The sequence below is a fragment of the Amycolatopsis kentuckyensis genome (genome assembly GCF_041679295.1).
Taxonomy (GTDB): Bacteria; Actinomycetota; Actinomycetes; order Mycobacteriales; family Pseudonocardiaceae; genus Amycolatopsis; species Amycolatopsis kentuckyensis_A.
In genome coordinates this window covers 457,159-482,400 of sequence record NZ_JBGDMD010000003.1, presented here as the reverse complement: position 1 = coordinate 482,400, position 25,242 = coordinate 457,159, and the positions used below count along the sequence as shown (strand labels likewise).

At 72.7% G+C, this 25,242-nt stretch carries 14 protein-coding genes; 2 read left to right on the top strand and 12 right to left on the bottom strand.

Annotation, left to right across the window (positions count from 1 at the left end; translation table 11 throughout):
* Nucleotides 1–20 precede the first annotated feature (20 nt).
* The gene (locus ACERZO_RS13780) at nt 21–3,614 is read right to left on the bottom strand and encodes a CARDB domain-containing protein (RefSeq protein WP_372665012.1); all 3,594 of its coding nucleotides are present in this window, start codon (nt 3,612–3,614) and stop codon (nt 21–23) included.
* Nucleotides 3,615–3,907: 293 nt separating this feature from the next.
* Nucleotides 3,908–4,348: a winged helix-turn-helix transcriptional regulator gene (locus tag ACERZO_RS13775; protein ID WP_372665011.1), complete on the bottom strand. Its 441-nt coding sequence runs from the start codon at nt 4,346–4,348 to the stop codon at nt 3,908–3,910.
* Between the two features lie 132 nt (nt 4,349–4,480).
* Between ACERZO_RS13775 and ACERZO_RS13770 the strand changes: the two genes are divergently transcribed.
* Entirely contained in the window at nt 4,481–5,677 is a 1,197-nt protein-coding gene (locus tag ACERZO_RS13770; protein WP_372665010.1) for a thiolase family protein, read from the top strand.
* Here the strand turns inward: ACERZO_RS13770 and ACERZO_RS13765 are convergent.
* On the bottom strand, nt 5,608–6,027 hold the full coding sequence (locus ACERZO_RS13765; protein ID WP_372665009.1) for a methylmalonyl-CoA mutase: 420 nt from the start codon (nt 6,025–6,027) through the stop codon (nt 5,608–5,610). The two genes, ACERZO_RS13770 and ACERZO_RS13765, sit on opposite strands and share 70 nt — an antisense overlap.
* 35 nt (nt 6,028–6,062) lie before the next feature.
* Nucleotides 6,063–7,010 (bottom strand): non-homologous end-joining DNA ligase, encoded by a 948-nt coding sequence (gene ligD / locus ACERZO_RS13760; protein ID WP_372665008.1) that lies wholly within the window; start codon nt 7,008–7,010, stop codon nt 6,063–6,065.
* Nucleotides 7,011–7,104: 94 nt separating this feature from the next.
* Here ligD and ACERZO_RS13755 point away from each other — a divergent pair, with 94 nt between their 5' ends.
* Nucleotides 7,105–7,941: a PHP domain-containing protein gene (locus ACERZO_RS13755; protein ID WP_372665007.1), complete on the top strand. Its 837-nt coding sequence runs from the start codon at nt 7,105–7,107 to the stop codon at nt 7,939–7,941.
* Nucleotides 7,942–7,946: 5 nt separating this feature from the next.
* Here ACERZO_RS13755 and ACERZO_RS13750 read toward each other — a convergent pair whose 3' ends face one another.
* From ACERZO_RS13750 to ACERZO_RS13715, 8 genes are all read right to left on the bottom strand, one after another.
* The gene (locus ACERZO_RS13750; protein ID WP_372665006.1) at nt 7,947–9,980 is read right to left on the bottom strand and encodes a DHA2 family efflux MFS transporter permease subunit; all 2,034 of its coding nucleotides are present in this window, start codon (nt 9,978–9,980) and stop codon (nt 7,947–7,949) included.
* Between the two features lie 81 nt (nt 9,981–10,061).
* Nucleotides 10,062–10,898 (bottom strand): SDR family NAD(P)-dependent oxidoreductase, encoded by an 837-nt coding sequence (locus ACERZO_RS13745; protein ID WP_372665005.1) that lies wholly within the window; start codon nt 10,896–10,898, stop codon nt 10,062–10,064.
* A 28-nt stretch (nt 10,899–10,926) separates the two neighbouring features.
* Entirely contained in the window at nt 10,927–11,391 is a 465-nt protein-coding gene (locus ACERZO_RS13740) for a GNAT family N-acetyltransferase (protein ID WP_372665004.1), read from the bottom strand.
* A gap of 45 nt (nt 11,392–11,436) precedes the next feature.
* Nucleotides 11,437–12,606, bottom strand: coding sequence for a glycosyltransferase (locus ACERZO_RS13735; RefSeq protein ID WP_372665003.1), 1,170 nt, complete (start codon nt 12,604–12,606; stop codon nt 11,437–11,439).
* Complete coding sequence (locus tag ACERZO_RS13730; RefSeq protein ID WP_372665002.1) at nt 12,606–13,412, bottom strand: alpha/beta fold hydrolase; 807 nt, start codon at nt 13,410–13,412, stop codon at nt 12,606–12,608. The genes ACERZO_RS13735 and ACERZO_RS13730 overlap by 1 nt, the downstream gene beginning before the upstream one ends.
* The gene (locus ACERZO_RS13725) at nt 13,409–13,714 is read right to left on the bottom strand and encodes an acyl carrier protein (protein WP_372665001.1); all 306 of its coding nucleotides are present in this window, start codon (nt 13,712–13,714) and stop codon (nt 13,409–13,411) included. Before ACERZO_RS13725 ends, ACERZO_RS13730 begins: the two co-directional genes overlap by 4 nt.
* On the bottom strand, nt 13,711–18,000 hold the full coding sequence (locus ACERZO_RS13720; protein ID WP_372665000.1) for a beta-ketoacyl synthase N-terminal-like domain-containing protein: 4,290 nt from the start codon (nt 17,998–18,000) through the stop codon (nt 13,711–13,713). Before ACERZO_RS13720 ends, ACERZO_RS13725 begins: the two co-directional genes overlap by 4 nt.
* Nucleotides 18,000–24,908: an SDR family NAD(P)-dependent oxidoreductase gene (locus ACERZO_RS13715; protein ID WP_372664999.1), complete on the bottom strand. Its 6,909-nt coding sequence runs from the start codon at nt 24,906–24,908 to the stop codon at nt 18,000–18,002. The genes ACERZO_RS13720 and ACERZO_RS13715 overlap by 1 nt, the downstream gene beginning before the upstream one ends.
* Nucleotides 24,909–25,242: the final 334 nt, after the last annotated feature.

Sequence of the window (25,242 nt, the reverse complement as noted above, 5' to 3'; positions counted from 1 at the left end):
GCGGGCACCACACGCTGTCCTCAGTTGCGGTTGATGGTGAACGTGGTCGTCCGGTTGCGGATGTCCTCGTCGTTGTCGCTCAGCGTCAACCCGGTGAAGGTCGCCGAGCCGACGGCCGGGCCCTGGCCCGGTTCCGGCAGCTCGTTGGCCCAGATCCCGATCCCGGACTTGGCGTCGAAGGCGTCCCCGCTGCGGTGGGCGCCGGTGATCGACACGTTCGTCAGCACCGTGTCCTGGACCGTGTTCTGCGGTTGCCCGCCGACGTAGTTGGTCTGGAACATGATGCCGCTGTAGGTCGGGCTCTGGATGTCCACATCGGACACCCGGATGCCGCGGAACTCCTTGGACGCGGAGAACAGCCAGATCGCCGGGAAGGTCTGCTGGCCCCAGAAGTGGCCGCCGTCCCGGACGAGCGAGGCGTTCTGGACCGTCGTCGGCTGCGGCCCGAACCCGAGGAAGGGGTAGCCGAAGTCGAGCGAGCTGATCGTGATCGCCGAGTACGTCAGCGTGTCCGCGATGTAGAGGTTCCGGAAGGTGTTGTTGTACCCGCCATACACCGCCAGCCCGGCCGCGCGCCACGGGGTGAGCGAGGTCAGGTTCTCGAACACGTTGTCGTACTGGTTGCCCGCGTTGATGTCCGTGGCGGCGAACAGCGCGAAGCTGTCGTCGCCGGTGGACCGGGCCTCGATGTTGGCAACGTGGTTGCCGGTGCTCCCGTTCGTGAGGTTGACGCCGTCGGCGAAGGTGTCGCGGATCCGGGAGTTCCTGATCGTGGTGTTGTCCACGTTCGTGCCCCAGACCATGACGACCTGGTGCTCGACCCAGATGTTGTCGATCGTCAGGTTCGCCACGTTCGTCAGGTTGAACACCTTGCCGGGCCCGTCGATGCGGGACGTGTAGTTCCCGAACACCGCGAACCCGCTGAACGTCGAGCCGTTCGCGCTCGACTGCACGTCGATGCCGATGTCGGTGTTCTCCTGGCCCGAAGGCGCGGAGAACTTCGTGAACCACGGCCCGGCGCCGGTGACCGTCACCGCCTTGCCGTAGACGTTGAGCTTGCTCGACAGCGAGTAGGTCCCGGCCGGCAGGTAGACGCCGGTGAGGGTGGTGTCCTGCCGGACCTTGTCGAGGACGTTCTGCACGTCCTGCTGCGTGAACCCGGTGGGCACGGCGAAGTGCGCCGGGTCCGGGTTCGCGGTCGCGGTGGCCTGCTCGAAGTTCACGAAGTCGATCGCGTAGTTCGTGCTGTTGGCCGCGTCCTTCTGCAGCTTGATCTTGTGCCCGGCGGGCACGGTCGTGCCGAGCATGGTGCTGGCCTCGTCGTAGATGTGGCGAGGCCCGGCGCCCGGCGAGTTGCCCGGACCGGTTTCGGCGCCGTAGAGCCACGCGTAGTGCGAGGTCAGGTCGATGGCCTTGAGGAACGTGCCGTCGACGTAGACGTTCAGGGTGGAGTTGATCCCGCCACCGCCCGCGGAGTCCGGGATGGAGAACCGCGTGACCAGGGTGTTCGTCGCCGCGCGGGTGGTGAACTCCACCGACGAGCCGGTCGAGTTCAGCGTCACGGCCTTGCGGCCCGACGCCTCGCCCGCGAGGTCGCCGATGGTGCGGTTCGGGCCCACCACACCCGCACCGCCGGCGAGCACGCCGTCCTCGGCCTCGTACATGTCGTAAGGCATGTTCGCGCCCCGGCCGACGAACAGCGCCTGCGTACTGGTGTTGTTGCCCTGCTTCACCGGCAGCTCGTTGGCGTCGTTCGCGACGACCGTCTTGACGGTGTACCGGCCGTTGGCGGCCGTCCAGGTGCCGACGGTGATCGGCGCCGCGGTGGCACCGGCGGCGATGGCCCCGGTGTAGCTGCCGGTCAGCGTCTTGACGACGGTGCCGTTCTGGTCGGCGACCGTCACCGTGACGCCGTGGGCGCCGCCCGCGCTCGCCACGGTGCCCTGGTTGCGCAGGGTCGTGGTGAACGTGACGGTGTTGCCGGCGGACGGGTTGGTCGGCGACCACGCCGTGGCCGCGACGAGGTCGGAGCTCTGCACCGGGCTGACGACCAGGGCCGTCGAGCTCGTGTAGGAGTTGTTGGCCTCGTTCTGCTCGATGACGGCGTTGGCCTCGTCGACCTTGGCGGTCAGCTGGTAGCTGCCCGCGTCGCGGGTGCCGATGTTCGCCGACACCGTCGCCGACGCGCCGGCGGCGAGCGCGCCGACGTTCGCCGTGCCGACCTTGGTCGTGCCCAGGTAGAGGTTGACGTTCGTCGCGCCGGAAGCGGCCGTCCCGGCGTTGCGGACGGTCGCCGACGCGGTGATCGCGTCGGTTTCGACGGGGTTCTGCGGCGACCAGGACACACCCGAGACCGTCAGGTCCGGGTTGGGCGCGGGGACGCCGAAGACCTGGAACTCCGCGGCCTGCCCGCCGCCGGCCCCGGAGTTGGCGGTGACGCGCAGGCGGACGTCGGCGGCGCGGCCGCTCAGCGGGATGGTGACGGTGTTCCCGGTGGCGGGGGCGAAGCTGTAGGTCTGCGCCGCGGACAGCGTGGTGAACGCCGTGCCGCTCTGCTCCCGGCCTTCGACGGCGATCGTCTGGGTCCGCGGGCCCCACGCGGAGTCGGGGTTCAGCTTGACGACGACCTGGTTGAGGTCGGCGTTGGAGCCGAGCGCGACGGTCAGCAGGTTCGGGTAGGTCCCGCCGCCGCCTTCCCAGTACGTCGTCACGGAGTTGTCGTTGGCGTTCGCCGCCACGAAGGAGAACTCCGTCGAGGACGCCGTGATCGGCTTGCCCAGCGCCAGGTTCGTCCCGGCCTGGGTGCCGGTGCGGGTCACGGTGTTGCTGTTCGCCGACTGGTTGCCGGCGGCGTCCTTCGCCCGCACGTAGTACGCCACGGTCGTGCCGTCGGGCTGGTTGTCGGTGTAGGTCAGGACGGTCCCGGCGACGCTGCCGCGAAGCTGGTTGTTGGCGTAGACGTCGTAGCCGGTGACGCCGGTGTTGTCGGTCGACGCGGACCAGGTGAGCCGGATCTGGCCGCTCGCCGGCTGGGTGTAGGCGAGGTTGCCGGGCGCGGACGGCGGCTGCGTGTCCCCGCCGGCCGGGCCGTGCACCTCGAACTCCGACAGCTGGGCGGCGGGCCAGCCGGTGTTGGCGCTGATGTTCAGCCGCACGTACCGGGTGTTCCCGGTGACGTCCACGGTCACGGTGTTGCCGGTCGCGGGGTCGAAGCGGTAGCCGGCCGAGGCCTTCAGGTCGCTGAAGCCGGTGCCGGTGGTGCTGCCCTGGACGCTGAACGTCTCGGTGCGGGCCTCCCAGGTGGACGGCAGCTTGAGGACCAGCTGGGCGATGGCCGACGTCGTGCCGAGGTCCGCCTGGATCCACTGCGGGAACTGGTTGTTCGTGCTTTCCCAGTAGGTGGCCTGGTTGCCGTCGCCGACGTTCGCCGCCGGGTATTCGCCGAGCTGACTGCTGGCGGTGTAGGTCGCGGAGGCGGCCTGGGCCGCGGGTTGGACGGCGGCGGCCGCGGGGGTGGCGGCCGGGGCGGCGCTCGCGGCCACGGCGGGGGTGGCCAGGAGGAGGGACAGGGCGGCGTAGGTCGCCGCGCGCGACAGGAGTCGCTTCGTTCTCATGGGTTCCTCGGATCCGGGGAGGAGGGGAGACGCGTGGGGACGGCAAAACCAGGGAACGGGACACGCGCGGACCGGACCCGGGGGTGCGCGCGGGCAGCACGGGACAGCCGTCATGGGCACCTCTTCGTCGAGGGCTGGGCGGAATCTTCCTGACGTCTGCCTCGATTTCTCGCGCTGCTGTCAGGTTCTTGCACTGATTCGTTCAAGAGTTACCGTGACGGGGGTCTCAAGTCAACGCCCGCCCACGAAAAAGGCCTCCTCGCGGCGATGCGAGGAGGCCCGGGCGGCTTCGATCAGGAGTGAACGGCACCCAGCCGGATCGCGTGGGTGCCCGGCGCGTTGACCGGGTCGCCGCAGTGCGCGCAGACGGTCGCCGGTTCCAGCACCTCACCGCAGGCGTGGCGCCAGAGCGTGGGCGGTTCGCCCTGGTGGACGTACTTGTCGCCCCAGGCCATCAGGCCGAGCAGGATCGGCTGCAGCGCGCGCCCGGCTTCGGTCGGGTAGTACTCGAAGCGCGGCGGGTGGTCTTCGTACTGGCGCTTTTCGAGCACGCCCGCGTCGACGAGCTTGCGCAGCCGCGCGGCGAGGATGTCCCGGCTGGCGCCGGTGTTCTCGGCGATCTGGTTGAACCGCCGCTCCCCCAGCATGATCTCGCGCAGCGCGAGCAGGCTCCAGCGTTCGCCGACGACCTCGAGGGCCTCGGCGACCGAGCATTCGCGACCACGCCGGGTCATGCCACCTCCCTGGGGTTGAAAATCCAACCTAGCACTTCAGTCGCGTGTGACCTGACATACAGGTGAGTTGTGTAATCCAACTTACCCGGCGTATACCGAAGGCATCCCCCGATCTGCGAGGAGGCAGACGCCATGACGGACGCGGTGATCGTCGACGCGGTACGGACCCCGATCGGCAAGGGCAAGCCGAACGGAACCCTGGCCGGGGTGCACCCGGTCGACCTGCACGCCCACGCGCTCCGCTCGCTCGTCGAGCGCACCGGCATCGACCCGGCCCGGATCGACGACGTGATCAGCGGCGCCGTCGGCCAGATCGGCGAGCAGAGCATGAACACCGCCCGCTGGGCCGCGCTCGCCGCGGGCCTGCCGGAGTCGGTCCCGGCGGTGACCGTCGACCGGCAGTGCGGCAGCAGCCAGCAGGCCGTCCACTTCGCCGCGCAGGGCGTCATCGCCGGCGCGTACGACGTCGTGATCGCCTCCGGCGTCGAGTCGATGAGCCGGGTGCCGATGGGCAGCCAGGCCGCCGGGCGCGACCCGTTCGGGCCACAGGTCGCCGCCCGCTACCCCGATGGGCTGGTGCCGCAGGGCATCAGCGCGGAGCTGATCGCCGCGAAGTGGGGCTTCAGCCGGGCGCAGCTGGACGAGTTCTCCGCGGAGAGCCACCAGCGGGCCGCTCGCGCTTGGGCCGACGGGAAGTTCGCGGGCGAGGTCGCGCCGCTCAAGGCCCCCGGCCCGGACGGCGTGCTCGTCGACGTCACGACCGACGAAACCGTGCGGCCGTCGACGACCCCGGAGATCCTCGCCGGGTTGAAGCCGGCGTTCCGCGCGGACGTCTGGGAGCAGCGGTTCCCGGCCCTCGGCTGGCACGTGACGGCCGGGAACTCGTCGCCGATCAACGACGGCGCCGCGGGTCTGCTGCTGACCAGTTCCGAGACGGCGAAGGCACTCGGGCTGCGGCCACGCGCGCGGATCCACAGCTTCGCCGTCGCCGGCGACGACCCGCTGTACATGCTGACGGGGGTCATCCCGGCGACGCGGAAGGTGCTCGCCCGGGCCGGGCTTTCGGTGGCCGACATCGACGCGTTCGAGGTCAACGAGGCGTTCGCCAGCGTCGTACTCGCGTGGCAGGCCGAGATCGGCGCGGACCTGGCGAAGGTCAACGTGAACGGCGGCGCGATCGCCCTCGGGCACCCGCTCGGCGGCAGCGGCGCCCGGCTGATGACGACGCTGCTGTCGGTGCTGGAGCAGACCGGCGGCCGCTACGGCCTGCAGACGATGTGCGAAGCAGGCGGCCTCGCCAACGCGACGATCATCGAACGCCTGGACTGACGGGCCAGGTACGCCCGCAGCGCCGCCACGGCTCCCCCGGGATCCGCGGCGGCGACCGGGAAGACCTCGTCGAAGCCCTGCGCCAGGAGTTCGGCGCGCGTCTTCTTGAGCCGGCCGCCGAGGACCACCGGCAGGCCGGCGAGCGCCGGGTCGGCGCGTACCCGGCGAAGCACGTCCACCCCGGAAGCACCGAGCACAGTGGACAGCACCAGGCAGTCCGGGCGTTCCCGGCGGCAGACCGAGACCACTTCGCCCGCCACGCGCACGGTGTGGCCCTCGCGTTCGAGGACCACCTGCAACGCGACGAGGCTCCACGCGTCCGCGTCCAAACCCGACAGCACGACCTTCACCCACCGCAGAGCCGCGAGCCCGGCCGGAAAATACGTCAGTCTTCGGGTGGCTCCTCGAGCCCGTCGCGCTCGGCCCACTCCAGCAGCGGCTCGAGCGAGAACACGGCCTTGTCGATGCCGGCGTGGAGGTCGCCCAGCTCGGCGAACCGACCCGGGACCGTGGCGATGGTGAAGTCGCCCGGCTCGGCGTCGTCGATCTCCTCCCAGCGGATCGGCGTCGAGACCGTGCCTTCCGGATTGCCGCGGACCGAGTAGGCACTGGCGATCGTGTGGTCGCGGGCGTTCTGGTTGTAGTCGACGAACAGCAGCCGCGGGTCGCGGTCCTTGCGCCACCAGGTGGTCGTGACGTCGTCCGGGGCCCGCCGTTCGACCTCGTGCGCGAAGGCCAACGCGGCGCGCCGGACGTCCTTGAAGTCCCAGTTCGGCTCGATCCGGACGTAGATGTGCAGGCCGCGGCCGCCGGAGGTCTTGGGCCAGCCGACTGCGCCGAGCTCGTCGAGGACCTCGTGCGCGACGTGGGCGACCCGCCGGACGCGGTCGTAGCCGCAGTCGGGCATCGGGTCGAGGTCGATGCGCCACTCGTCGGGCTTTTCGGTGTCGGCGCGCCGCGAGTTCCACGGGTGGAACTCCACTGTGGACATCTGCACCGCCCAGGCGACGTGCGCCAGCTCGGTGACGCACAGCTCGTCGGCGTGCCGGTTGTAGCGCGGGAAGGTCACCCGCACGGTTTCCAGCCACGGCGGCGCGCCGTTCGGGACGCGCTTCTGGTGGACCTTCTCCCCCGCCACGCCGGACGGGAAGCGGTGCAGCATGCACGGCCGCTCGCGCAGCGCGTTGACGATGCCGTCGCCCACCGAGAGGTAGTAGTTGACCAGGTCGAGCTTCGTCTCGCCGCGGGCCGGGAAGTAGACCCGGTCCGGGTTCGAGATCCGCACCGTGTGCGGGCCGACTTCCAGCTCGATCGCCGCCGACTTCTGCGCCATGGACAAACGGTACAGCGGCGCGAAGCGCCTCCGTTGAGGGTGGCGGTGGGGAGGAAGGCGGAGGCTAGCCCAAAACCGCCGTTACCGTGGGCTGATGAGCCTGCCGCCGGACGGGCACGTCCACACCGAGTGGTCCTGGGACACGGTCACCGGGTCGATGATCGGGTCCTGCGAGCGGGCGGTGGAGCTGGGGTTGCCGTCGGTGGCGTTCACCGAGCACGCGGACCTCACGCCGTGGCTGATCCCCGAGCCGGTCCGCCCGCTGCTGCCGGACCACTTCCGGGTGCGCTTGCGCCCGGACGGTGTGCTCGAGCCGCCGGACCTCGACGTCCCGGGCTACCTGGCGTGCGTCGAGGCGTGCCGGTCGCGGTTCCCTTCGCTGCGGATCCTCTCGGGCGTGGAGCTGAGCGAGCCCCACTGGCACCGCCCGCGTGCCGACGCGCTGCTCGCCGCCCACCGGTTCGACCGGGTGCTGGGCTCGGTGCACTCCCTGCCGGACGGCGGGCACCACCACGAGCTGACCTTGGTCTCGGGACGGCCGCCCGGCGAGATCCTGCGGGCCTACCTCGACGAGGTGCTCGGGCTGGTCGAGTCGACGGCGGACTTCGCGGTGCTGGCCCACATCGACTACGCGCTGCGGTCGTGGCCGGCCGAGGGACCGCCGTTCGCGGCGGTGGAGTACGAGGAGGAGTTCCGCACGGTGCTGCGTGCCCTGGCGTCGAGCGGGCGCGCGCTGGAGGTCAACACGAAGGTGCCCCTGCCGGGCGAGGTGGTGCGCTGGTGGTTCGAGGAGGGCGGGGAGGCGGTCGCGTTCGGCAGCGACGCACACGAGCCGGGTCTGGTGGGTCACGGCTTCGCGAAGGCGGCGGCCCTGGTGGAGTCGTGCGGCTTCCGCCCGGGCCGCACGCCCCACGACTTCTGGCGCCGCTGATCCGCTCAGGCCAAGGCGTGGCGGCCGTAGGCCCGGGACTCGGCGCTCTGGTCCAGCAGCCTCGCGGCCACCCGGCCGATCGCCGCGTCCAGGTCCGCGCGGTTGCCCGTGCCCCAGTCGCCGAGGCGGTCCGCGAGCCAGGCGTGCCACGCGCCGACCACCTTGGCGAACTCCGAACGTCCCGCCGGGGTCAGTTCCCAGCCGTCGCGGGCGTAGCGCAGGTGGCCCGTCAGCTCGAGGCGGTTGAACGCCGGTTCCAGCACCGATGCCGGCACCCCGAAGTACTCGCCGATCGCCCGGAGCGTCGCCGGCTCGTTGCGGCGTTCGCGCAGGTGGACCTGCAGGAGGCACCAGATGCCACCCTCGTCGAGTTCGGTTCCCGCCCGCGAAACGATCGCCGGGGCGACCTTGCGGCGCTCGCGGAAGAACAGCGTCGCGACCGCCCGTTCCAGCTCGCGGTCGTCCGTGCGGGCCTCCGGCATCGCGAAGCCGTCGCCGAGGTCCGGGGCCGCCGCGCGGGCCGTGTCGCGCAGCGGCACCTCCTTGAGGAAGAACGCCAGGGCGAACGCCACCAGCCCGACCGGTGCCGCCGCCAAGAACACGACGTGCAGGGAGTCGCTGTACGCCTTGATCACCGGCGCCGACACGGCGTCCGGCAACGCGTGCAGGGCGGTGGGTACCTGCAGCGCCCGGGGATCGACGCCCGGAGGCAGTGCCGCGACCGCCGTGGCCAGGTTCGGCGTCAGCTGGTTGGCGTACACCGTGCCGAAGATCGCCGCGCCGAACGAGCTGCCGATCGACCGCAGGAACGTCACCCCGGACGTCGCGACACCCAGGTCGGCGTAGTCGACGGTGTTCTGCACCGCGATGGTCAGCACCTGCATGCCGAGCCCGATCCCCAGCCCGAGCACCGCCATGTACGCCGAGGCCTCCCAGAACCCGGTGTCCGTGTCGAGCCGCGAGAGCAGGTACAGCCCGATGGTCATGCCCGCCGCGCCGACCAGCGGGAAGATCTTGTACCGCCCGGTCCGGCTGACCGCGTTGCCCGCGGCGATGGACGCGACGAGCAGCGCCAGCACCATCGGCAGCAGCCGGACCCCGGACGTCGTCGCCGACGTGCCCTGCACGTACTGCATGTACGTGGGCAGATAGGACAACGCACCCAGCATCGCGAACCCGACGACGAAGCTCATGATCCCGCCGACGGTGAACACCGGGTTGCGGAACAGCCGCATGGGCAGCATCGGTTCCTTCGCGCGCAGCTCCACGAAGACGAACGCCGCCAGCAGCACCACCGACCCGATCGCCATCCCGATGATCACCGGCGAACCCCACGCGTACTGCGTGCCGCCCCAGCTCGTGACCAGCGTGAGCCCGGTGGCGGCGAGACCGATGAGCAGGATGCCGAGGTAGTCGATCACCGGCTTGACCGCGGCGCGCGCGTTCGGCATCGCCGCCGACGCCACGACCAGCACCACGACGACCAGCGGGATGTTGACGTAGAACGCCCAGCGCCACGACAGGTGGTCGACGAAGAACCCGCCGAGCATCGGCCCGGCCACGGTCACCACGCCGAACACCGAGCCGAGGACACCCTGGTACTTGCCGCGCTCGCGCAGCGGGACGACGTCGGCGATCAACGCGGTCGAGGTGACCATCAGCCCGCCGCCGCCCAGGCCCTGCACCGCCCGCCAGACGATCAGCCACACCATGCTGTCGGCGAACCCGGCGCAGAACGAGCCGATCCCGAACACGACGACCGACAGCTGGAACATCAGCTTGCGGCCGAACAGGTCGCCGAGCTTGCCGACGACGACCGTCATGATCGTCTCGGCCAGCAGGTAGGACGTGACGACCCAGGACAGGTGCCCGGCGCCGCCGAGGTCGCCGACGATGGTGGGCAGCGCGGTGCCGACGATGGTCTGGTCCAGCGCGGCCAGCAGCATGCCGAGCAGCACGGCGCCGAACACGGCGTTGACCCGGGCCCTGCTCAGCGGCGCGGGTCCCGGCTCGTGGGCGACCTCCGCGGTGGCCGTCATCTACCGCCTCCTCGCTCGGCCTCCGAGGCTAGTGCGCGCAGTCCACTGTGGATAGCCACCCGTTCCGGTGGTCCCGGCCGGTCAGAGGGTCCAGCGGTCCCGCGGCGGCGACTCGAGGACGAGCTCGCCGTCGACGGCCGCGGCGATCTCCTCCGGCGTCCAGGACTCCCGGTGCAGCACGGGCCGGATGATCGCGGGCTGGCGGACGGCGTGCAGGTGCCCGTCCGCCAGCCGCAGCACCTGCCCGGTGATGCCGGCGGAGAGGTCGCTCAGCAGGTAGGTGACGAGCGGCGCGACCCGCTCGGGCGGGTGCGCGTCCGGGTTGCCGTTCGGGTCGGCGGCCATCAGCCGGGTCCAGGCGATCGGGCTGACGGCGTTGACGCGCACCCCGCGCCCGGCCAGATCGGCCGCCCACGAGTACGTCATCGACGCCACCGCGCCCTTCGACGCCGAATAGGCGGCGGCCCCGCGCTGCCCGATCATGGATCCGGACGTCACGTTGACGAGGACACCGTTGCCCTGGGCAACCATCACCTTCACGGCCGCGGTGCCGCAGTGGAGCGGGCCGAGGACGTTGGTCTCGACCAGTGCCCGGGTCCGCTCGGCGTCGTCGTCCTCCCACGGCCGGGCGTGATAGCCGACGGCGGCGTTGTTCACGAGCCCGTCGATCTTGCCGAACCGGTTGTGGCACAGGCCGATCAGCGCCCGCGCGTAGCCGGCGTCGGCCACCGAGCCGACACTGGCTACGGCCGTGTCGCCGGCCGCCTCGATCGCGGCGACGGTCTCGTGAGCGGGCTCCGCGTCGATGTCGTTGACCACGACGGCGGCCCCCGCCCCGGCGGCGTGCCGCGCGAACGCCCGCCCGAGCCCGCGTCCCGCCCCGGTGATCACGACCGCGCGTCCGTCCAGGAGTCCCATGCACCTCAGTGTGACCCAGGCGCACCGCTCACGCTTCCCGCGTCAGCGTCACCTCGAACGGCCGGAAGCCCTGCGTCCGGTAGAACGCCAGCGCGCCGTCGTTCGCCGCGTAGGCCTTCACGACCAGTTCGTTCGCGCCGCGTTCCCGCGCCCACTCCCCGAATGCGGACACCAGCGCCTCCCCCACTCCTTCGCGCCGGCGCTCCGCCGCGACCCGCATGCTCTCCAGCGCCGCCCGCACTGCTTTCGGGCGCAGCGAACTGTTGGGCAGCAGCCGGCCGATCAGGTGGCCGGCGGCCGCGCCGTCCGCGCGGGCCAGCAGGCACAACGCGTTCTCGTCTTGGACGAGACCCTGGTAGTACGCCGCGCCTTCGCGGGCCGGCCAGCCGAGGTCCATCTGCGGGTCGCGGCTTCCGGCATCCTCGGCGAACAGCGCGGCGGCCGAGGCGACGAGTTCGGGAACGTCTTCGGTGACATCGACGGAAACAGTCATACCCAGCACCGTAACCGCGTGTTTTTTCGGAGTAAATAACAAACTTCAGGGCCGCAAATGAGCCAGGCTTTCCAACGCGATCTGTTCCAAATGACCTGCCGCGGCGGCACTTCCGCCCGCGGCGTGGAAGGACGCCGCCACGGTCTCCGCGGCCCGCCGGTACGCCGGCTCGCTCAGCACCTCCCCGACCGCCGCGGCGACACGGCCGGCGTCCGCGCGGCCGAACCGCAGCCGGATGCCCGCGCCCGCGGCCACCACCTGGGCGGCGACGATCGGCTGGTCGTCGCGGATCGGGGCGACCACCAGCGGCAGACCGTGCCACAGCGCTTCGCACACGGTGTTGTGGCCCGCGTGGCACAGCACCGCGTCCACCCGCGGCAGCAGCGCCAGCTGCGGAACCCGCGGCAGCACCAGGACGTTCGGCGGCACCGGACCGAGCACCTCGCCGGGGTCGACGAGCACCGCCCGTGCGTCGAGTCCGGCGAACGCCTCGGCGGCCGTCGCCAGGAACCGGCCGCCCGCTTCGGTGTTCGCCGTGCCCAGCGAGACCAGCACCGTCTGCCGGAGCGGGTCGAGCCACTCCCACGGGAAGTCCGTTGTGGACGGACGCGGGCCCAGCGCCGGCCCGACCAGCCGCACCCGCGGCGGGAGCGTGGCCGCGCCGAGCAGCTCGCGGGTGGTGAACGCCAGGACGCCGTGCGGCGAGAACCGCGGGTCGGCCGAACCGCGGCCGCCGGCGATCCGCGCCCGCAGCCCGTGCAGCAGCGAGCCGACCCAGTCCGCGACCTTCGGCATGCCCGCGAGGGGGTCGACCAGCTCGGCCGACGTCGTCGCCGACGTGACCCACGGCAGCCCGCGGGCGTCGGCCAGCACCCCGCCGGCCAGTGCCTGCTGGTCGGCGACCACGACGTGCGGGGCGAACGCGTCGAGCGCCGCCGCGACGCCGGGGGCCATCGCGTCGGCCAGCGGGACGAGGAAGTCCTCCCAGAGGAACCGCAGCGCGGCCGGGCCCTTGAGCTCCGCCGGGCGCGCGGGAGCCCCGGCCGGCAGGCCGCAGGAAAAGACGAGCGCGTCCGGGCCCGCCAGCTGCCAGAGCAGTTCCTCGTGCCCGGCCCAGGCGACCTCGTGCCCGCGCGCGGCGAGTTCGGCCGCGACGCCGGCGGCCGGGTTGACGTGCCCGACCAGCGGCGGGACGACGAACAGGAACCGGGCCACTACCGCGTCCGCACCGGGACGCGCGAGGTGTCGCGGACCCAGCCGAAGATCAGCTCGATGACTTCGGCGGTGCGCTCGACCAGCACCGAGTGGCCCTGGTCGGGCAGCACGACGCAGCGGCAGCGGTCCAGGTGGGTCTCGAAGTGCGGCACCTGCTCGGCGAGGCCGGAGTCGCCGCCGAAGATGGCGAACACCGGGCAGCGCACGGCCGAGAGGTCGGCGGCGATCGTCGCGCTGCGCGGGATGTCCTCGGCGATCGTGGTGGTCTGGAGGATCTTGTTCGCCGCCTTCGACAGCCGCGCGGTGTGCGCGCCGTGGTGGTCGGCGATCCAGCCGATCACCTCGTCGATCGCCAGCCGGGTCTTCGCGTCGGCGAGCCCGTCGGCCATGTGCCGCGTCCACTCCTCCGTCGGCGGCTCGCCTTCGATGACGACGACGCTCGCGACGCGGTCCGGCCGGGCCGCGGCCAGCCCGAACGCGACCGACGCGCCGAAGGAGTTGCCGATGACGTGCACCGGCCGCGTCACCTCGCACGCGTCGAGGACGGCGACGAGGTCGCCGACGAACTCCTCCAGGTGGTAGCCGGACTTCGGGCGGGTCGTGCGGCCGTGCCCGCGCAGGTCGTACATCAGCACGTCGAGCCCGCGCTCGGCGAAGGCCGGGCCCAGCGTGAAGTAGTAGCTGGCGAGGCTGTCGGTGAGCAGGCCGTGCACGCACACGACGAGCGGCGCGTCCCCGTCGAGCGGCACTTCGGGGGCGAGCCGCTGGACGTGGACGTCCAGCTCGCCGGCGCGGATCTTGCTCACGCCGTCGCCCGCAGCGAAGCGACGATGTAGCGGACGAGCTCGCCGACGGTCAGCGCGATGATCTCCTCGAGGTCGCGCTCGGCGATGAAGGTCGCGAAGTTCACGCGCTCGCCGTAGTGCTCCCGCAGCTGCCCGGACAGCGCCACCAAGTCGACGCTCTCCAGCTCGAGGTCGTCGTGGAACGTCGTGTCCATCGTGATCTCCGCGTCGTCGAGGCCGTACTCCTCGAGCAGCTCCCGCAGCATTCCGCCGAGCTGAGCCAATACGGTCGCCTCGTCCGTGGCCGTGGTCTCGATGCTCATTCCGCGGTCTCCTTCGTCTCTTCGGTCCAGGCGACGACGTAGCGGCGCGGCGGTGCGCCGGGCAGGCTTTCGACGTCGGTGCAGTGCACGAGGAAGTCGTGGCCGCCGGCGCGGACGGTCAGCACCGCCGGCGTCGCGGCCACGACCTCGAAGTCACGGGGTTCGCCGCGCAGCCCGGTGCCGAGCAGCTTCGCCACGGCTTCCTTGGCCGTCCAGAACCGGGCGAACCAGCGCTCCGGGTCGCCGGTGAGGCCGGCGAACAGGGCCTGCTCGCCGGTGCCGAGCGCGGCGTCCACAGTGGACCCGGTGCGGGCGGCGACCTCTTCGACGTCGATGCCGCACCGCCCGTGCCGGGCGATCGCCACGCCGACTTCGCCGCGGTGGGCCACCGAAATCGTCAGCGGCGGCAACGTCCGGCCGTACGCCCCGGTCGCGTGTGGACGGCCGGCCTCGTCGTTGCCGACGCGCAGCTCGGCCGGGAACATCTCCGGTTCGCCGCGCGCCCACAGGAACTGCCGGACGGCGTCCTTGGCCGCGATCCGGCCGAGCAGCCACTGGCGCCGGCCGCGCGGCGGACGTTGTTCGTAGGCGTCGCGTTCGGTTCCCGCGAGGTAGTTGCGCATGATGAGCTCGCGCGTCGCCAGATCGGGCCACTGCTCGTGCACCAGCGCCCAGCCGCCCGGCTGCTCGATCGACAGCGTCGAGCGCTCCGGCGTCCGGTCGGCCTGGCGGATGTGCGGGGTGCTGTCGAACCGGCGGTCGCGCCAGCCGCCGAACTCGGCCCAGACCTGTCCGTTGTGGACGAGCTGCATGTCGGCGTCGAGGAACTCGCCGGTCAGCCCGGTGATCTTGACCAGGCAGTCGAGGCGCTCCCCCGGCGCCGGGTGCGGGCCGTGGAACCGGATCTCGCGCATGCCGACCGGGAAGACGGTGGTCCGCTCGCGCAGGCGGGATATGATCCAGTAGCCGAGGACCTGACCGACGTTGTCGAGCAGTGCGCCGGGCGCGTCGGGGGTCGTCAGGACGGCCCGGACATGCCGCTCGCCGACCGCGGTCAGCTCGGTGACGCCCTGGAAGCGCGGGCCGTGAAACATCCAGCGTTCGTCGTACAGCTGCGCCGCCGTGGTCTCCGGGACCTGCTCGGCGGACGCCGGGAACGCCCAGGGCGCGGGCGCGTTCGCCGGGTACGCCGGCGCAAGCTCGACGGTGGCCTGGGAGTAGCCGTCGAGGGCCGCGAGCACCCGGTCGGGACCCTGTGGGCGGACGCGCACGCCGACGGTGACCGCCGGTACGGCCGTGATCCACTGGGTCAGCCGGACATCGTGCACCGCGACCGCCCGGCGGCCGGGCGCGGCCTGCTCGGCGAAGCCCATCAGGTGGTCGATCACCGTGGTCGCCGGCACGACCGGCCAGCGGTCCCCGGGCTCGGCCTGGGGCGGTTGCTTGAAGAAGCAGTGGTCGAGCAGGTACGGCATCGCCTCGACCGACACCGTGAGCGTCGTGTCGAGCGGCTTCGGTGCCGGGAGGCGGCGGCCGGGCCGGGCGAGCACGGTGGACGCCAGGTCGGCGGTGTCGGCCAGCAGGGCGGCGAACTCCGCGGCGAGCGGACCTTTCGCGGCCAGCTCGTCCACAGTGGACTTGCGGCCGGCGGGCAACGCGATCCGCGCGCGGACCTCGTCGTCCAGGGAGATCAGCCGGCCGCCGAGATCCAGCTTGACGGCCTTGTGCGGGGCCGGGCGGTCGCCGGGCAGCCGCGCGAAGTCGATGTCGAGGCCGTCGGCCCACAGCGCGGTCGCGACGCGGCGCAGCTGGGCGAGCCCGGGCCGGTGCGCGGAGTGCGCGGCGACGACCAGGTGGTCCTCGCCGTGCAGGGTGTCGCCGACCAGCGAGCCGAGCTGACCCGCGCCGACCTGCACGAACGCCCGGAACCCGGCCGCGTGCAGGGCGCGCACGAGCGGCCGGAACCGGACCGGCTCCAGCAGGTGCCGCACGAACAGCTCGCGGATCCCCGCTTCGGAGGCCGGGTACTCCGACACCGTGGTCGCCGACCAGAGCGGCACCCGCGGCGGGTGCAGGGTGAAGGAGGCGGCCGCGTCGCGGATCGGGCCGAGGTAGGGGCGCAGCATCGGCGTGTGGAACCCGGACCGGAAGGGCAGCACCTGGGCCACGATCCCGGCGTCACGGAAGCGGGTGACGAGGGCCTCGACCGCCGCCGCGGGGCCGCAGACCATGGCCTGGTTGGGCGAGTTGTCGTGGGAGAGCACGACGTCCGCGCGGCCGGCCAGCTCCTCGAGCACGCGGGGCGCGGGCGCGCCGATCGCGGCGAACGCGAGGCCGGGGACGACGAGCGCGTCCGGGTCGAACCCGGCGAGGAACGCGTCGACCTCCGCTTCGGCGTGCACGCCGGCGACGGCCATCGCCGTCCACTCGCCCAGGCTGTGGCCCGCGACGGCGTCCGGCGTGACGCCCAGCCGGCCGAGCGCGGCACTGAGCAGCCTGCCCAACTCGAACACCGCGGTGCCCTGGCGGCCGACGTCGCCGACTTCGACGTCGTCGTGGTCCCACGGCAGGCCGAAGTGGCGGGCGACGTCGCCGCAGTTGAGCGCCAGCTCGGACTCCAGGCCGGGGAAGACGAAGGCCAGCTTGCCGCCGCCCGGGCCGAGCAGCGGGCGGTCGGCGAACCAGACGTCGTTGCGGCCGCGCCACGGCTTCCCCCGGCCGACCGCCTTGCGGGCCAGGGCCAGGCGCTTTTCGGTCGGGTCGACGACGCCGAGCCGGACGGGCCCGTCACCGGTCCCCCGCGTTCCGGGGCGGTCCAGCAGATCACGCAGCTCGTCGACGGTCCGGGCCGCGAGCCGCAGCACGCGCTCGGGTTCCCGGACGACGACCGGCTTCGCGCGTCCGGGCGCTTGTTCGAGGACGACGTGCGCGTTGATCCCGCCGAACCCGAACGCGTTGACACCGGCCCGGCGCACCGCCGCGTCCCAGTCCTTCGCGGTGTCCAAAGTGGAGAACCGGGTCTTCGCCAGCGCGGGGTGCGGGTCGTCGCAGTGCAGGGTGGGCAGCAGGACGCCGTGGTGCACGGCCAGCGCGGCCTTGACCAGCCCGGCGATCCCGGCGGCCGGCATCGTGTGTCCGATCATCGACTTCACCGAGCCGAGGACCGCGGCGCCCGCGGGGCCGAAGACCTCTTCCAGGGTGGCGAGTTCGGCCGCGTCGCCGGCCGGGGTCGCCGTCCCGTGCGCTTCCAGGAGCCCCAGCGAGTCCGGTTCGGCGGGGTCGAGCCCGGCCGCGGCCCACGCCTGGCGGACCGCGCGGACCTGGCCGCCGGAGTCCGGGTTGGCCAGGCTGGCGGTCCGGCCGTCGGAGGCGACGCCGGTGCCGGTGATCACGGCGTACACGCGGTCGCCGTCGCGCTCGGCGTCGGCCAGGCGCTTGAGCACGACGATGCCGGTGCCCTCGCCGATGAGCACGCCGTCGGCGTCGCGGTGGAACGGCCGGATGCGCTCGGACGGCGACAGCGCGCCGAGCTGGGTGAATACGCTCCAGAAGGTGATGTCGTGGCAGTGGTGGACGCCGCCGGCGAGCACGACGTCGCAGCGGCCGGAGGCCAGTTCGCGCACGGCGTGGTCGACGGCGATCAGCGAGGACGCGCAGGCGGCGTCCACTGTGTACGCTGGGCCGCGCAGGTCGAGGCGGTTGGCCAGCCGGGACGCGGCCAGGTTGGGCACGAGCCCGATCGCCGACTCCGGCGCTTCCGGGCCGAGCTGGTCGGTGAAGGCCTGGCGGACGGCGTCGAGCCGGTCTGCGCCGAGTTCCGGCAGGAGTTCGCCGAGCGTCCGGACGAGCTGGCTCGCGGTGCGGACGCGCTGGTCGAGCCGGACCAGCCCGGGCGTCAGGTAGCCGCCGCGGCCGAGGACGACACCGACCTTCGCGCGGTCCGCCGGCAGCCGGTCGGGGCCGCCGGCGTCGGCGACGGCCTGCGCCGCGACCCGCAGCGCGATCAGCTGGTCGGGTTCGGTGGCGGGCACCGAGTTCGGCATGATCCCGAAGCCGGTGACGTCCACTTCGGCCAGTTCGTCGACGAACCCGCCGCGGCGGCAGTAGACGCGGTCGGCGCGCCGCTCGTCCGGGGCGTAGTGGACGCCGTCCCACTTTTCGGGCGGGACTTCGGTGATGGCGTCGACGCCGCCGACGAGGTTGCGCCAGTACGTCGCGAGGTCCGGGGCGCCGGGCAGCAGCACCGACATCCCGACGATGGCCACCCGCATGTCCGTCACCACCATCACCACCCGGAAGCGGTGTGGACGACGGCTGCGACGTCCGCGCGGCCCCAGGCGAGCTCACGCAGCAGGCCGAGGGTGCCTTCGTCGGGGTCGATCAGCTCGATGCCGCGGCGGGCGTAGTCACGCATCAGCGCAGGCGTGACCATGCCGTCGTGGTCACCGGTCGGCGCCCACGGTCCCCAGTGGACGGTCACCGCGCGTCCGGCAGGCCACCGCCGCCCGAGCGCCTCGAGGGCGTCGTTGGCGGCGGCGTAGTCCGACTGGCCCCGGTTGCCGAGCGTCGCGGCGATACTGCCGAAGAGCACGACGAACTTGGGCTCGTCGGGCAGGTCGGCGGTGGCCTCGAGGAGCGTCCGGGCACCGTCCACTTTGGTGCCGTAGACGCGGGCGAACGACTCGGGCGTCTTGTCGGCGACGAGCTTGTCCTCGATGACGCCGGCGGCGTAGACGATGCCGTCGAGCCGGCCGTACTCGGCGTGGATCTCCTTGACGGCCCGGTGCACGGCCTCGGCGTCGAGCATGTCGACGGACTGGTAGCGCACCGCGCTGCCTCGTTCGGCGAGTTGCGTCAGGGTCGCGCGGACTTCGCGCTCGCTTTCGATCCGGCGGACGACCTTCTCGATTTCAGCGGGGCTCTTGAGTCCCGTTTGGATGAGGGCGGACCGGAGTGCCTTGGCGTCGCGGGCGTGCGGGTAATCATCGTCGCCGGCGGGGACGGGGGTCCGGCCGAGCAGTTCGATCCGGCACCGGGTCGCCGCGGCGAGGGTGGTGGCGAAGCGGGCGGTGATGCCCTTGGCGCCCCCGACGAGCAGGACGACGGAGTCCCGGTCGAGTCCGATGGCGGCCGCCTCGGCGGCACCGTCGCCGGCCGGGCCCGCGCCGCTGCTGCCGAGGAGGCCGAGGGTCTGTTCGGTGGGGGTGAGTCCACGGCGGGTGGTTCCGTCCCTGATCACGACGGGTTCCCGGTCCACAGTGGATAGTTCGGCGACCAGTTGTGCGGGGTCGGCGTGTTCGACGACCCGGGCGAGGGTGCCGGGGTACTCGCGGGAGATGCTGCGGTAGAAGCCGCGGAGCCCCTCCGCGGGGCCGGCGGTGAGCAGCCACCGCGGCTTCTCCGCGAGGATGGCTTGGTACAGGGGGAAGGCGGCGGGCAGGACGGGGTCACCGCCGGGCAGGTGGAGGTAACCGTCGAAGCCCGGGTGGACATCGTCGCCGATTTCGGCTTCGACACCGTGGGCGGCGAGTTCGGCCCGGACGGCTTCGGCGCGGGGGCCGGAGCCGAGCACGAGGAACCGGCCCCCGGCGATGTCGGGGGTGGTGGCGGGAGCGAGGTCGACTTCGGTCATGAGGTACCGCTTCGGGGCGACGATCACCGGCCGCGGCTCGGAGTTGCTCGCCGAAGCTTCACTCGCCACGGACTGGCCCGATGCAGGCCGGCCGGCTACGGGCTGCGCCCCGGCCTGGCGCGCCGCAGGCTCCCCAGCTACGAGCCGCCGCTCGGCCGATTCGCTCACCACCGGCTCCGGCCCGGCGAGATTCGCTGCGTTCCCGGCGCCGAACATCTCGGCGATCCCCGCCGCCGTGCGGGCCTTGGCGAGTTCCTCCACGTCACCCGCGCCGAGGCGAACCGTCAGCTCACCCGCGATCTCGGCGCGCTTGATCGAGTCGATGCTCAAATCGGCTTCCAGGTCCAGGTCCGGCTCGATCATCTCCACCGGATAACCCGTCCGCGACCCGATCACCTCGACCACGGTCTCCAAGACCGAGCGCCCCAAGGTGGCCTTGGTTGCGTCAGACGCAACGAAGGCCACCTTGGGTGCGTCTGACGCACCCAAGGCCGCATTGGGGCGCTGGGCGCCGACCAGTTCCGCGATCGCCGCCGCCGTGCGGGCCTTGGCGAACTCCTCGATGTCTCCGCCCGTCAAGCCCAGCCGGGAGGCCAGCTCGCCCGCGATCTCCGCCCTCTTGATCGAGTCCACGCTCAAGTCGGCTTCCAGATCGAGGTCCGGCTCGATCATCTCCACCGGGTACCCGGTCCGCTCCCCGATCACCTCGACGATCGTCTCCAGCACTGGCCGCTCGGCGAGAACCGGAACCGACTCGACGGCCGGCACCGAGATCACCGGCGCCGAGATCACCGGTGCCGAAACAACCGCCGGCGCCTCACTGCCGAGGTACCCGAGCAGCACGTCCCGCTGAGCCGCGATCATCTCCCGGCTCGTCCGCAAGAAGTCGGCGACCATCTCTTCCGAAGTGGAGGAGACAGCAGGCGACCCCAGCGAAACACGCGAAGCCGGCCGCAAAGCCCCCGCCGGGATCGCACCGTCGGCCGTCCGTAGGAGGTGACCGTCGACCGTCCACCCGGGACGCTTCCGCCGCGCCGCCGAAGCCGCGTCCACCGCGTCGCGCCCCCGGAACAGCCAACCCGTCTCGACGCCCACCCCGGCCACCGCCAGCTGCGCGAGCGCGGCCAGGAACCCGGGCAACCCGCGGCGGCCCGGCTGCTCGAACCCGACCGTCCGGTGCGGCCGGTCACCGAGGATCGCGTCGACCTGCCTGGCCAGCACCACCCCCGGCCCCGCCTCGACGAACACCCGCGCGCCCGCCGCGTACATCGCCTCGATCTGCGAAACGAACCGGACCGGCGAACCCACCTGCGCCGCCAGCTCGCCGCGGATCCCGTCCGGCGAATCCGGGTACGGCGCCGCGGTCCGGTTCGAGTACACCGGGACGCCGGGCCGCACGACGCCGATCGCGTCGAGGTCGCGCCCGAACGTCTCCTCCGCCGCCGCGACCAGCGGGCTGTGGAACGCGCACGCGACCGGGAGCCGCTTGGCGCCCAATCCCGCCGCGCGCAGCTGCGAAACCGCGGCTTCGACCTCCGCGGTCGGACCGGAGATCACCGTCTGCGACGGCGAGTTGTGGTTGGCCAGCACCACAGCGGACCCGGAGAGCACCGAATCCACCGAGGCCGCCGACGCCGACACGGCCGCCATCGCGCCCGGGTCGCCCGCCGGGATCGCGCCGAGGATGGCCGCCGCCCGTGCGTGGCTCGCGTGCAGCAGCGCCTCCGGCGTCAACGCGCCCGCCGCGGCCAGCGCCGTCAGCTCGCCGTAGCTGTGGCCGCCCACCATCGCGGGCCGGACGCCGGCGCGGGTCAGCAGCCGGAACGCGGCCAGGCCGGTCAAGCCGAGAGCGGGCTGGGCGACGCGGGTGTCGGTGACGCGGTCCGCGAGCGCCTGCCGCGCGGGTTCGCCGAACACCGCCGGGCCGAACACGACGTCGGCCGTCGGTGGGTCCAGCCGCAGGTACCGCTGCAGCTCCGGGAAGGCGACGAACAGCTCGGCGAACATGCCCGGCCGCTGGCTGCCCTGGCCGGGGAACAGCACCGCGACCTCGCCGGGCTCGCCGTCGCCGGCGCGGTACACGCCCGGGGCGTCCCGGCCCGCGAGCGCCTGCCGCAGCAACCCGGTCAGCTCGTCCACAGTGGACGCCACGACCGCGAGCCGGACCGGCCGGCCCTGAGCACGCACCGACGCCGACAGCGCGAGGTCCCGCAGCCGCCACGGCTGCTGTCCCGCCGGGACGTCCGAAGCCAGCGTCAGCAGGTCGCGGGCCGCCGCGTCCGTGCCGAAGACGAACAGCTCGGCCGGCCACTCGTCCGCGGAAAGCGCGGGCGGGACGCTGTCGTGCGCCCCGAGCACGACGTGGAAGTTGGTGCCACCGAAGCCGAACGCGCTCACCCCGGCGATCCGCTCGGCGGGCGGCGCGGCCCACGGCTGCGCGGCCGACTGGAACACGAACGGGCTCGTCGAGGCGTCCCACGCGGGGTTCGGCGACGACAGGTGCAGCGTCGGCGGCTTGACGCCGGTGTGCAGGGCCAGCGCGGTCTTGATCAGCCCGGCCAGTCCGGCGGCGCACTTGGTGTGCCCGATCTGCGACTTCACCGACCCGATCGTGCAGCCACCCGGTGCGGCGCCGGCCTCGGTGAACACCTTCGTCAGCGTGCCGAGTTCGGTCCGGTCGCCGACGACGGTCCCGGTGCCGTGCGCCTCGACCAGCCCGACGCGCGCGGGCGAGACACCGGCGTTGCGGTACGCCCGGGTCAGCGCGGTGTGCTGGCCTTCCGGCCGCGGCGCGGTCAGGCCCAGCGCCCGGCCGTCCGAAGCCGCCCCGACCCCCTTGATCACGGCGTAGACGCGGTCGCCGTCGCGTTCGGCGTCGGCGAGCCGCTTCAGCGCCACGCAGGCGACGCCTTCGCCGAGCGCGATGCCGTCGGCCGCGCTGTCGAAGGTCGCCGACCGCCCGGTCGGCGAGAGGGCGTGCGCCGAGGCGAACAGCAGGTAGTCGTTGATGCCGTTGTGCAGGTCCGCGCCGCCGCACAGCACGAGGTCGCTCGTGCCGGCCGTCAGCTCCTTGCAGGCGACGTCGACGGCGGTCAGCGAGGACGCGCACGCGGCGTCCACGGTGTAGTTCGCGCCGCCCAGGTCGAGCCGGTTGGCGATCCGGCCGGCGATGACGTTGGCCAGCACGCCCGGGAAGGAGTCCTCGGTGATCCGCGGCAGCTGGTCGTCCAGTTCGGACGGTAGTTCGCCCACGTAGGACGGCAGGACGGTGCGCAGGGACATCGCGTTCGACAGGTCGCTGCCCGCCTCGGCGCCGAACACGACCGACGTCCGGGTCCGGTCGAACGGGCGGTCCTCGTACCCGGCGTCCACGAGCGCGCGGTGCGCGGCTTCGAGGGCCAGCAGCTGCACGGGTTCGATGCTGGCCAGCGACGACGGCGGGATGCCGTACTTCAGCGGGTCGAAGCCGATCTCGGGCAGAAACCCGCCCCAGCGCGACGGCGTCCGCTCGCCTTGGCCGCCCGCGTCGTAGTAGAGCGAGGTGTCCCAGCGCTGCGGCGGGACCTCGGTGACCGCGTCCGCGCCGGCCAGGACGTTCGCCCAGAACGTCGCCAGGTCGGGCGCCTGCGGGAACATGCAGGCCATCCCGACGATCGCGATGTCCAGCGGCGCGGGTGCCGGGGGTTCCGGCGTCTCGACGGCGAACGCGGCCGCCCGCTCGCGCAGGACCGCGTTCGCGCCTTCGCCGACCGCGTGGTGCAGGTCGGCGATCGTCGTGACGGCCGAGCGCAGCACGGCGACCTCACCCGCCATGAACATGCCTTCGGCGAGCTGCCGGTCCTCGCCGACGTCGCGCAGTTCGGCGCCGACGCGCTCGATGCCCTTGCTGGCCAAGCGAAGGCGGCCGACGTTCAGCTGCTCCAGCCGTTCCCAGGCGTCCCGGCTCGGCACGCCCTGCTCGGCGAGCTCGGCCTTGATCGCCGCGTACTCCTCGGTGAACGGGCTGCGGACGCAGCGGGTGGCGTGGCCCGGCGCGGTCTCCAGCAGGTCGGTGTGCTCGGCGCCGAGCAGGCTGCGCTGGAACAGCGGGAGCACGGCGCCGGCGTCGACGGCCTCGCGGGTGAAGAGGTAGGCGGTGCCCATGAGCACGCCGATCGCGGCACCGCGCGCGGCCACCGGTGCGGCGAGGGCGGCGACCATCGCGGCCGACCGCTCGTCGTGGATCCCGCCCGCGAACAGCAGCTGCAGGTCCGCGGCCGCGTCCGGGGTGGCCGCGACGAAGTCGGCGAGGACGCCGAGCTGCGCCTCCCACAGCGGAAAACTGGTGCGCGGCCCGACGTGGCCCCCGCACTCCGAGCCCTCGAAGACGAACTTGCGCGAGCCCGCTTCGAGGAACTGCTTCAGCAGTCCCGGCGACGGCACGTGGAGGAACGTCGAGATCCCGGCCGCTTCCAGAGCCGCGGCCTGCGCGGGGCGGCCGCCGGCGATGATGGCGTGCGTGGGCCGCAGCTCGCGGATCACCTCGAGCTGCGCGGCTTTGACGTCTTCCGCGGCGAAGCCCAGGACGCCGACGCCCCAAGGCGCGTCGCCGACGGCTTCCCGGGTCCGTTCCAGGACATCGCGGGTCTGGTCCGGCCCGGACAGGGCCAGCGCGATGAACGGCAGGGCGCCGCCCGCGGCGACCGCGGCGGCGAAGGCGGGCTGGTCGCTGACGCGGGTCATCGGGCCCTGCGCGATCGGCAGCGCCGTGCCGAACGCGCGGCTGCCCGCGCTGCCGGGGCCGAGCACCGGGGTCTCGACGCGCAGGGCGTCGACGATCGCGTCGGCCAGGCCGCGCACGGCCGCCGTCACGGTGCCCCACCGGTCGCGGAAACGAGTGGCGAGAAAGACGTCCTGGCCGGCTTCGAGGGGTTCGGAGCCGTGCCGCGACAGGCGGCGGACGCCGTCGACGACCGTCGTCTCGGAGCCGTCCAGCCCGGTGAGCGCGCGGGTGAGCGCCGACGGCAGTTCGGCTTCCGGCAGCAGGGCGAGCTGGGTGTCGACGACGACCCCGGCCGCGCCGCCCGCGACCGCGGCGGCCGCGGTGTGCGGACCGATCCCGCCGGCCGCCCACACCGGCACGGCGAAGTTCTCGAGCAACGCCTGGAGCAGCACGAACGTGCTCAGCTCGCCGGTCCGGCCACCGCATTCGTGCCCGCGCGCGATCAGGCCGTGCGCCCCGCTGTCGACGGCTCGCGCGGCCGACGCGCGGCTCGTGACCTCGGCGAGCACCCGGCGGTCCGGGAAGTCCCGCGCGGTGCACGGCGAGTCTTCGGTCAGCAACACGGTGGTCACGGCTTCGGGCAGTTCGGCGACCGGGTCGGTCAGCCGGACGCCGTACTGCGGGACGCCCCACTCGGAAAGCAGGGCGAGTTCGTCGGCGGCCGCACCGCCGGTGATGTCGAGGACGCCGAGCCCGCCTCCACGCACGGCGGCGGCGACCGCGCGCGCCGACGGCCACCGCACGGGAGACACGGCGACGATCAGGCCGGCCGATCCGCGGTCGGCTTTCGGAACACGCATGGGAACTCCCGCTACGCACGAAAGGGTGATGGCAACGGGGAGTACTTAAGCGGGTTCGCACCGCCGCCGTCAACAACCCACCACGATTTCGTCGTGCTGGTTCAGAAAATTCCGGAGCGACCAGCCGGAAGACGCAAGAATTTAACGCCGCCGTCACGTTCCGCCGGTCGGGAAGACGCGATGATAGCCGTCGTCACCCGGTCGCCGCGGCCCGACCTGCGGTCCACTTGGCACACACCACCAGATGGGGCAAGCCTTCTCACCCGGCGGACGCAGTGTGACTGACCACACCGGACCACGACGACCGGTGGTCCCATCCTTTCCGGCGCGCGCC

Excerpts from the sequence above, each read along its gene's own strand:
- ACERZO_RS13755 (WP_372665007.1), top strand. The coding sequence starts at position 7,105 with ATGAGCCTGCCGCCGGACGGGCACGTCCACACCGAGTGGTCCTGGGAC.
- ACERZO_RS13715 (WP_372664999.1), bottom strand. The coding sequence starts at position 24,908 with ATGCGTGTTCCGAAAGCCGACCGCGGATCGGCCGGCCTGATCGTCGCC.
- ACERZO_RS13725 (WP_372665001.1), bottom strand. The coding sequence starts at position 13,714 with ATGAGCATCGAGACCACGGCCACGGACGAGGCGACCGTATTGGCTCAG.
- ACERZO_RS13740 (WP_372665004.1), bottom strand. The coding sequence starts at position 11,391 with ATGACTGTTTCCGTCGATGTCACCGAAGACGTTCCCGAACTCGTCGCC.
- ACERZO_RS13750 (WP_372665006.1), bottom strand. The coding sequence starts at position 9,980 with ATGACGGCCACCGCGGAGGTCGCCCACGAGCCGGGACCCGCGCCGCTG.
- ligD (WP_372665008.1), bottom strand. The coding sequence starts at position 7,010 with ATGGCGCAGAAGTCGGCGGCGATCGAGCTGGAAGTCGGCCCGCACACG.
- ACERZO_RS13775 (WP_372665011.1), bottom strand. The coding sequence starts at position 4,348 with ATGACCCGGCGTGGTCGCGAATGCTCGGTCGCCGAGGCCCTCGAGGTC.
- ACERZO_RS13745 (WP_372665005.1), bottom strand. The coding sequence starts at position 10,898 with ATGGGACTCCTGGACGGACGCGCGGTCGTGATCACCGGGGCGGGACGC.
- ACERZO_RS13720 (WP_372665000.1), bottom strand. The coding sequence starts at position 18,000 with ATGGTGGTGACGGACATGCGGGTGGCCATCGTCGGGATGTCGGTGCTG.
- ACERZO_RS13780 (WP_372665012.1), bottom strand. The coding sequence starts at position 3,614 with ATGAGAACGAAGCGACTCCTGTCGCGCGCGGCGACCTACGCCGCCCTG.
- ACERZO_RS13770 (WP_372665010.1), top strand. The coding sequence starts at position 4,481 with ATGACGGACGCGGTGATCGTCGACGCGGTACGGACCCCGATCGGCAAG.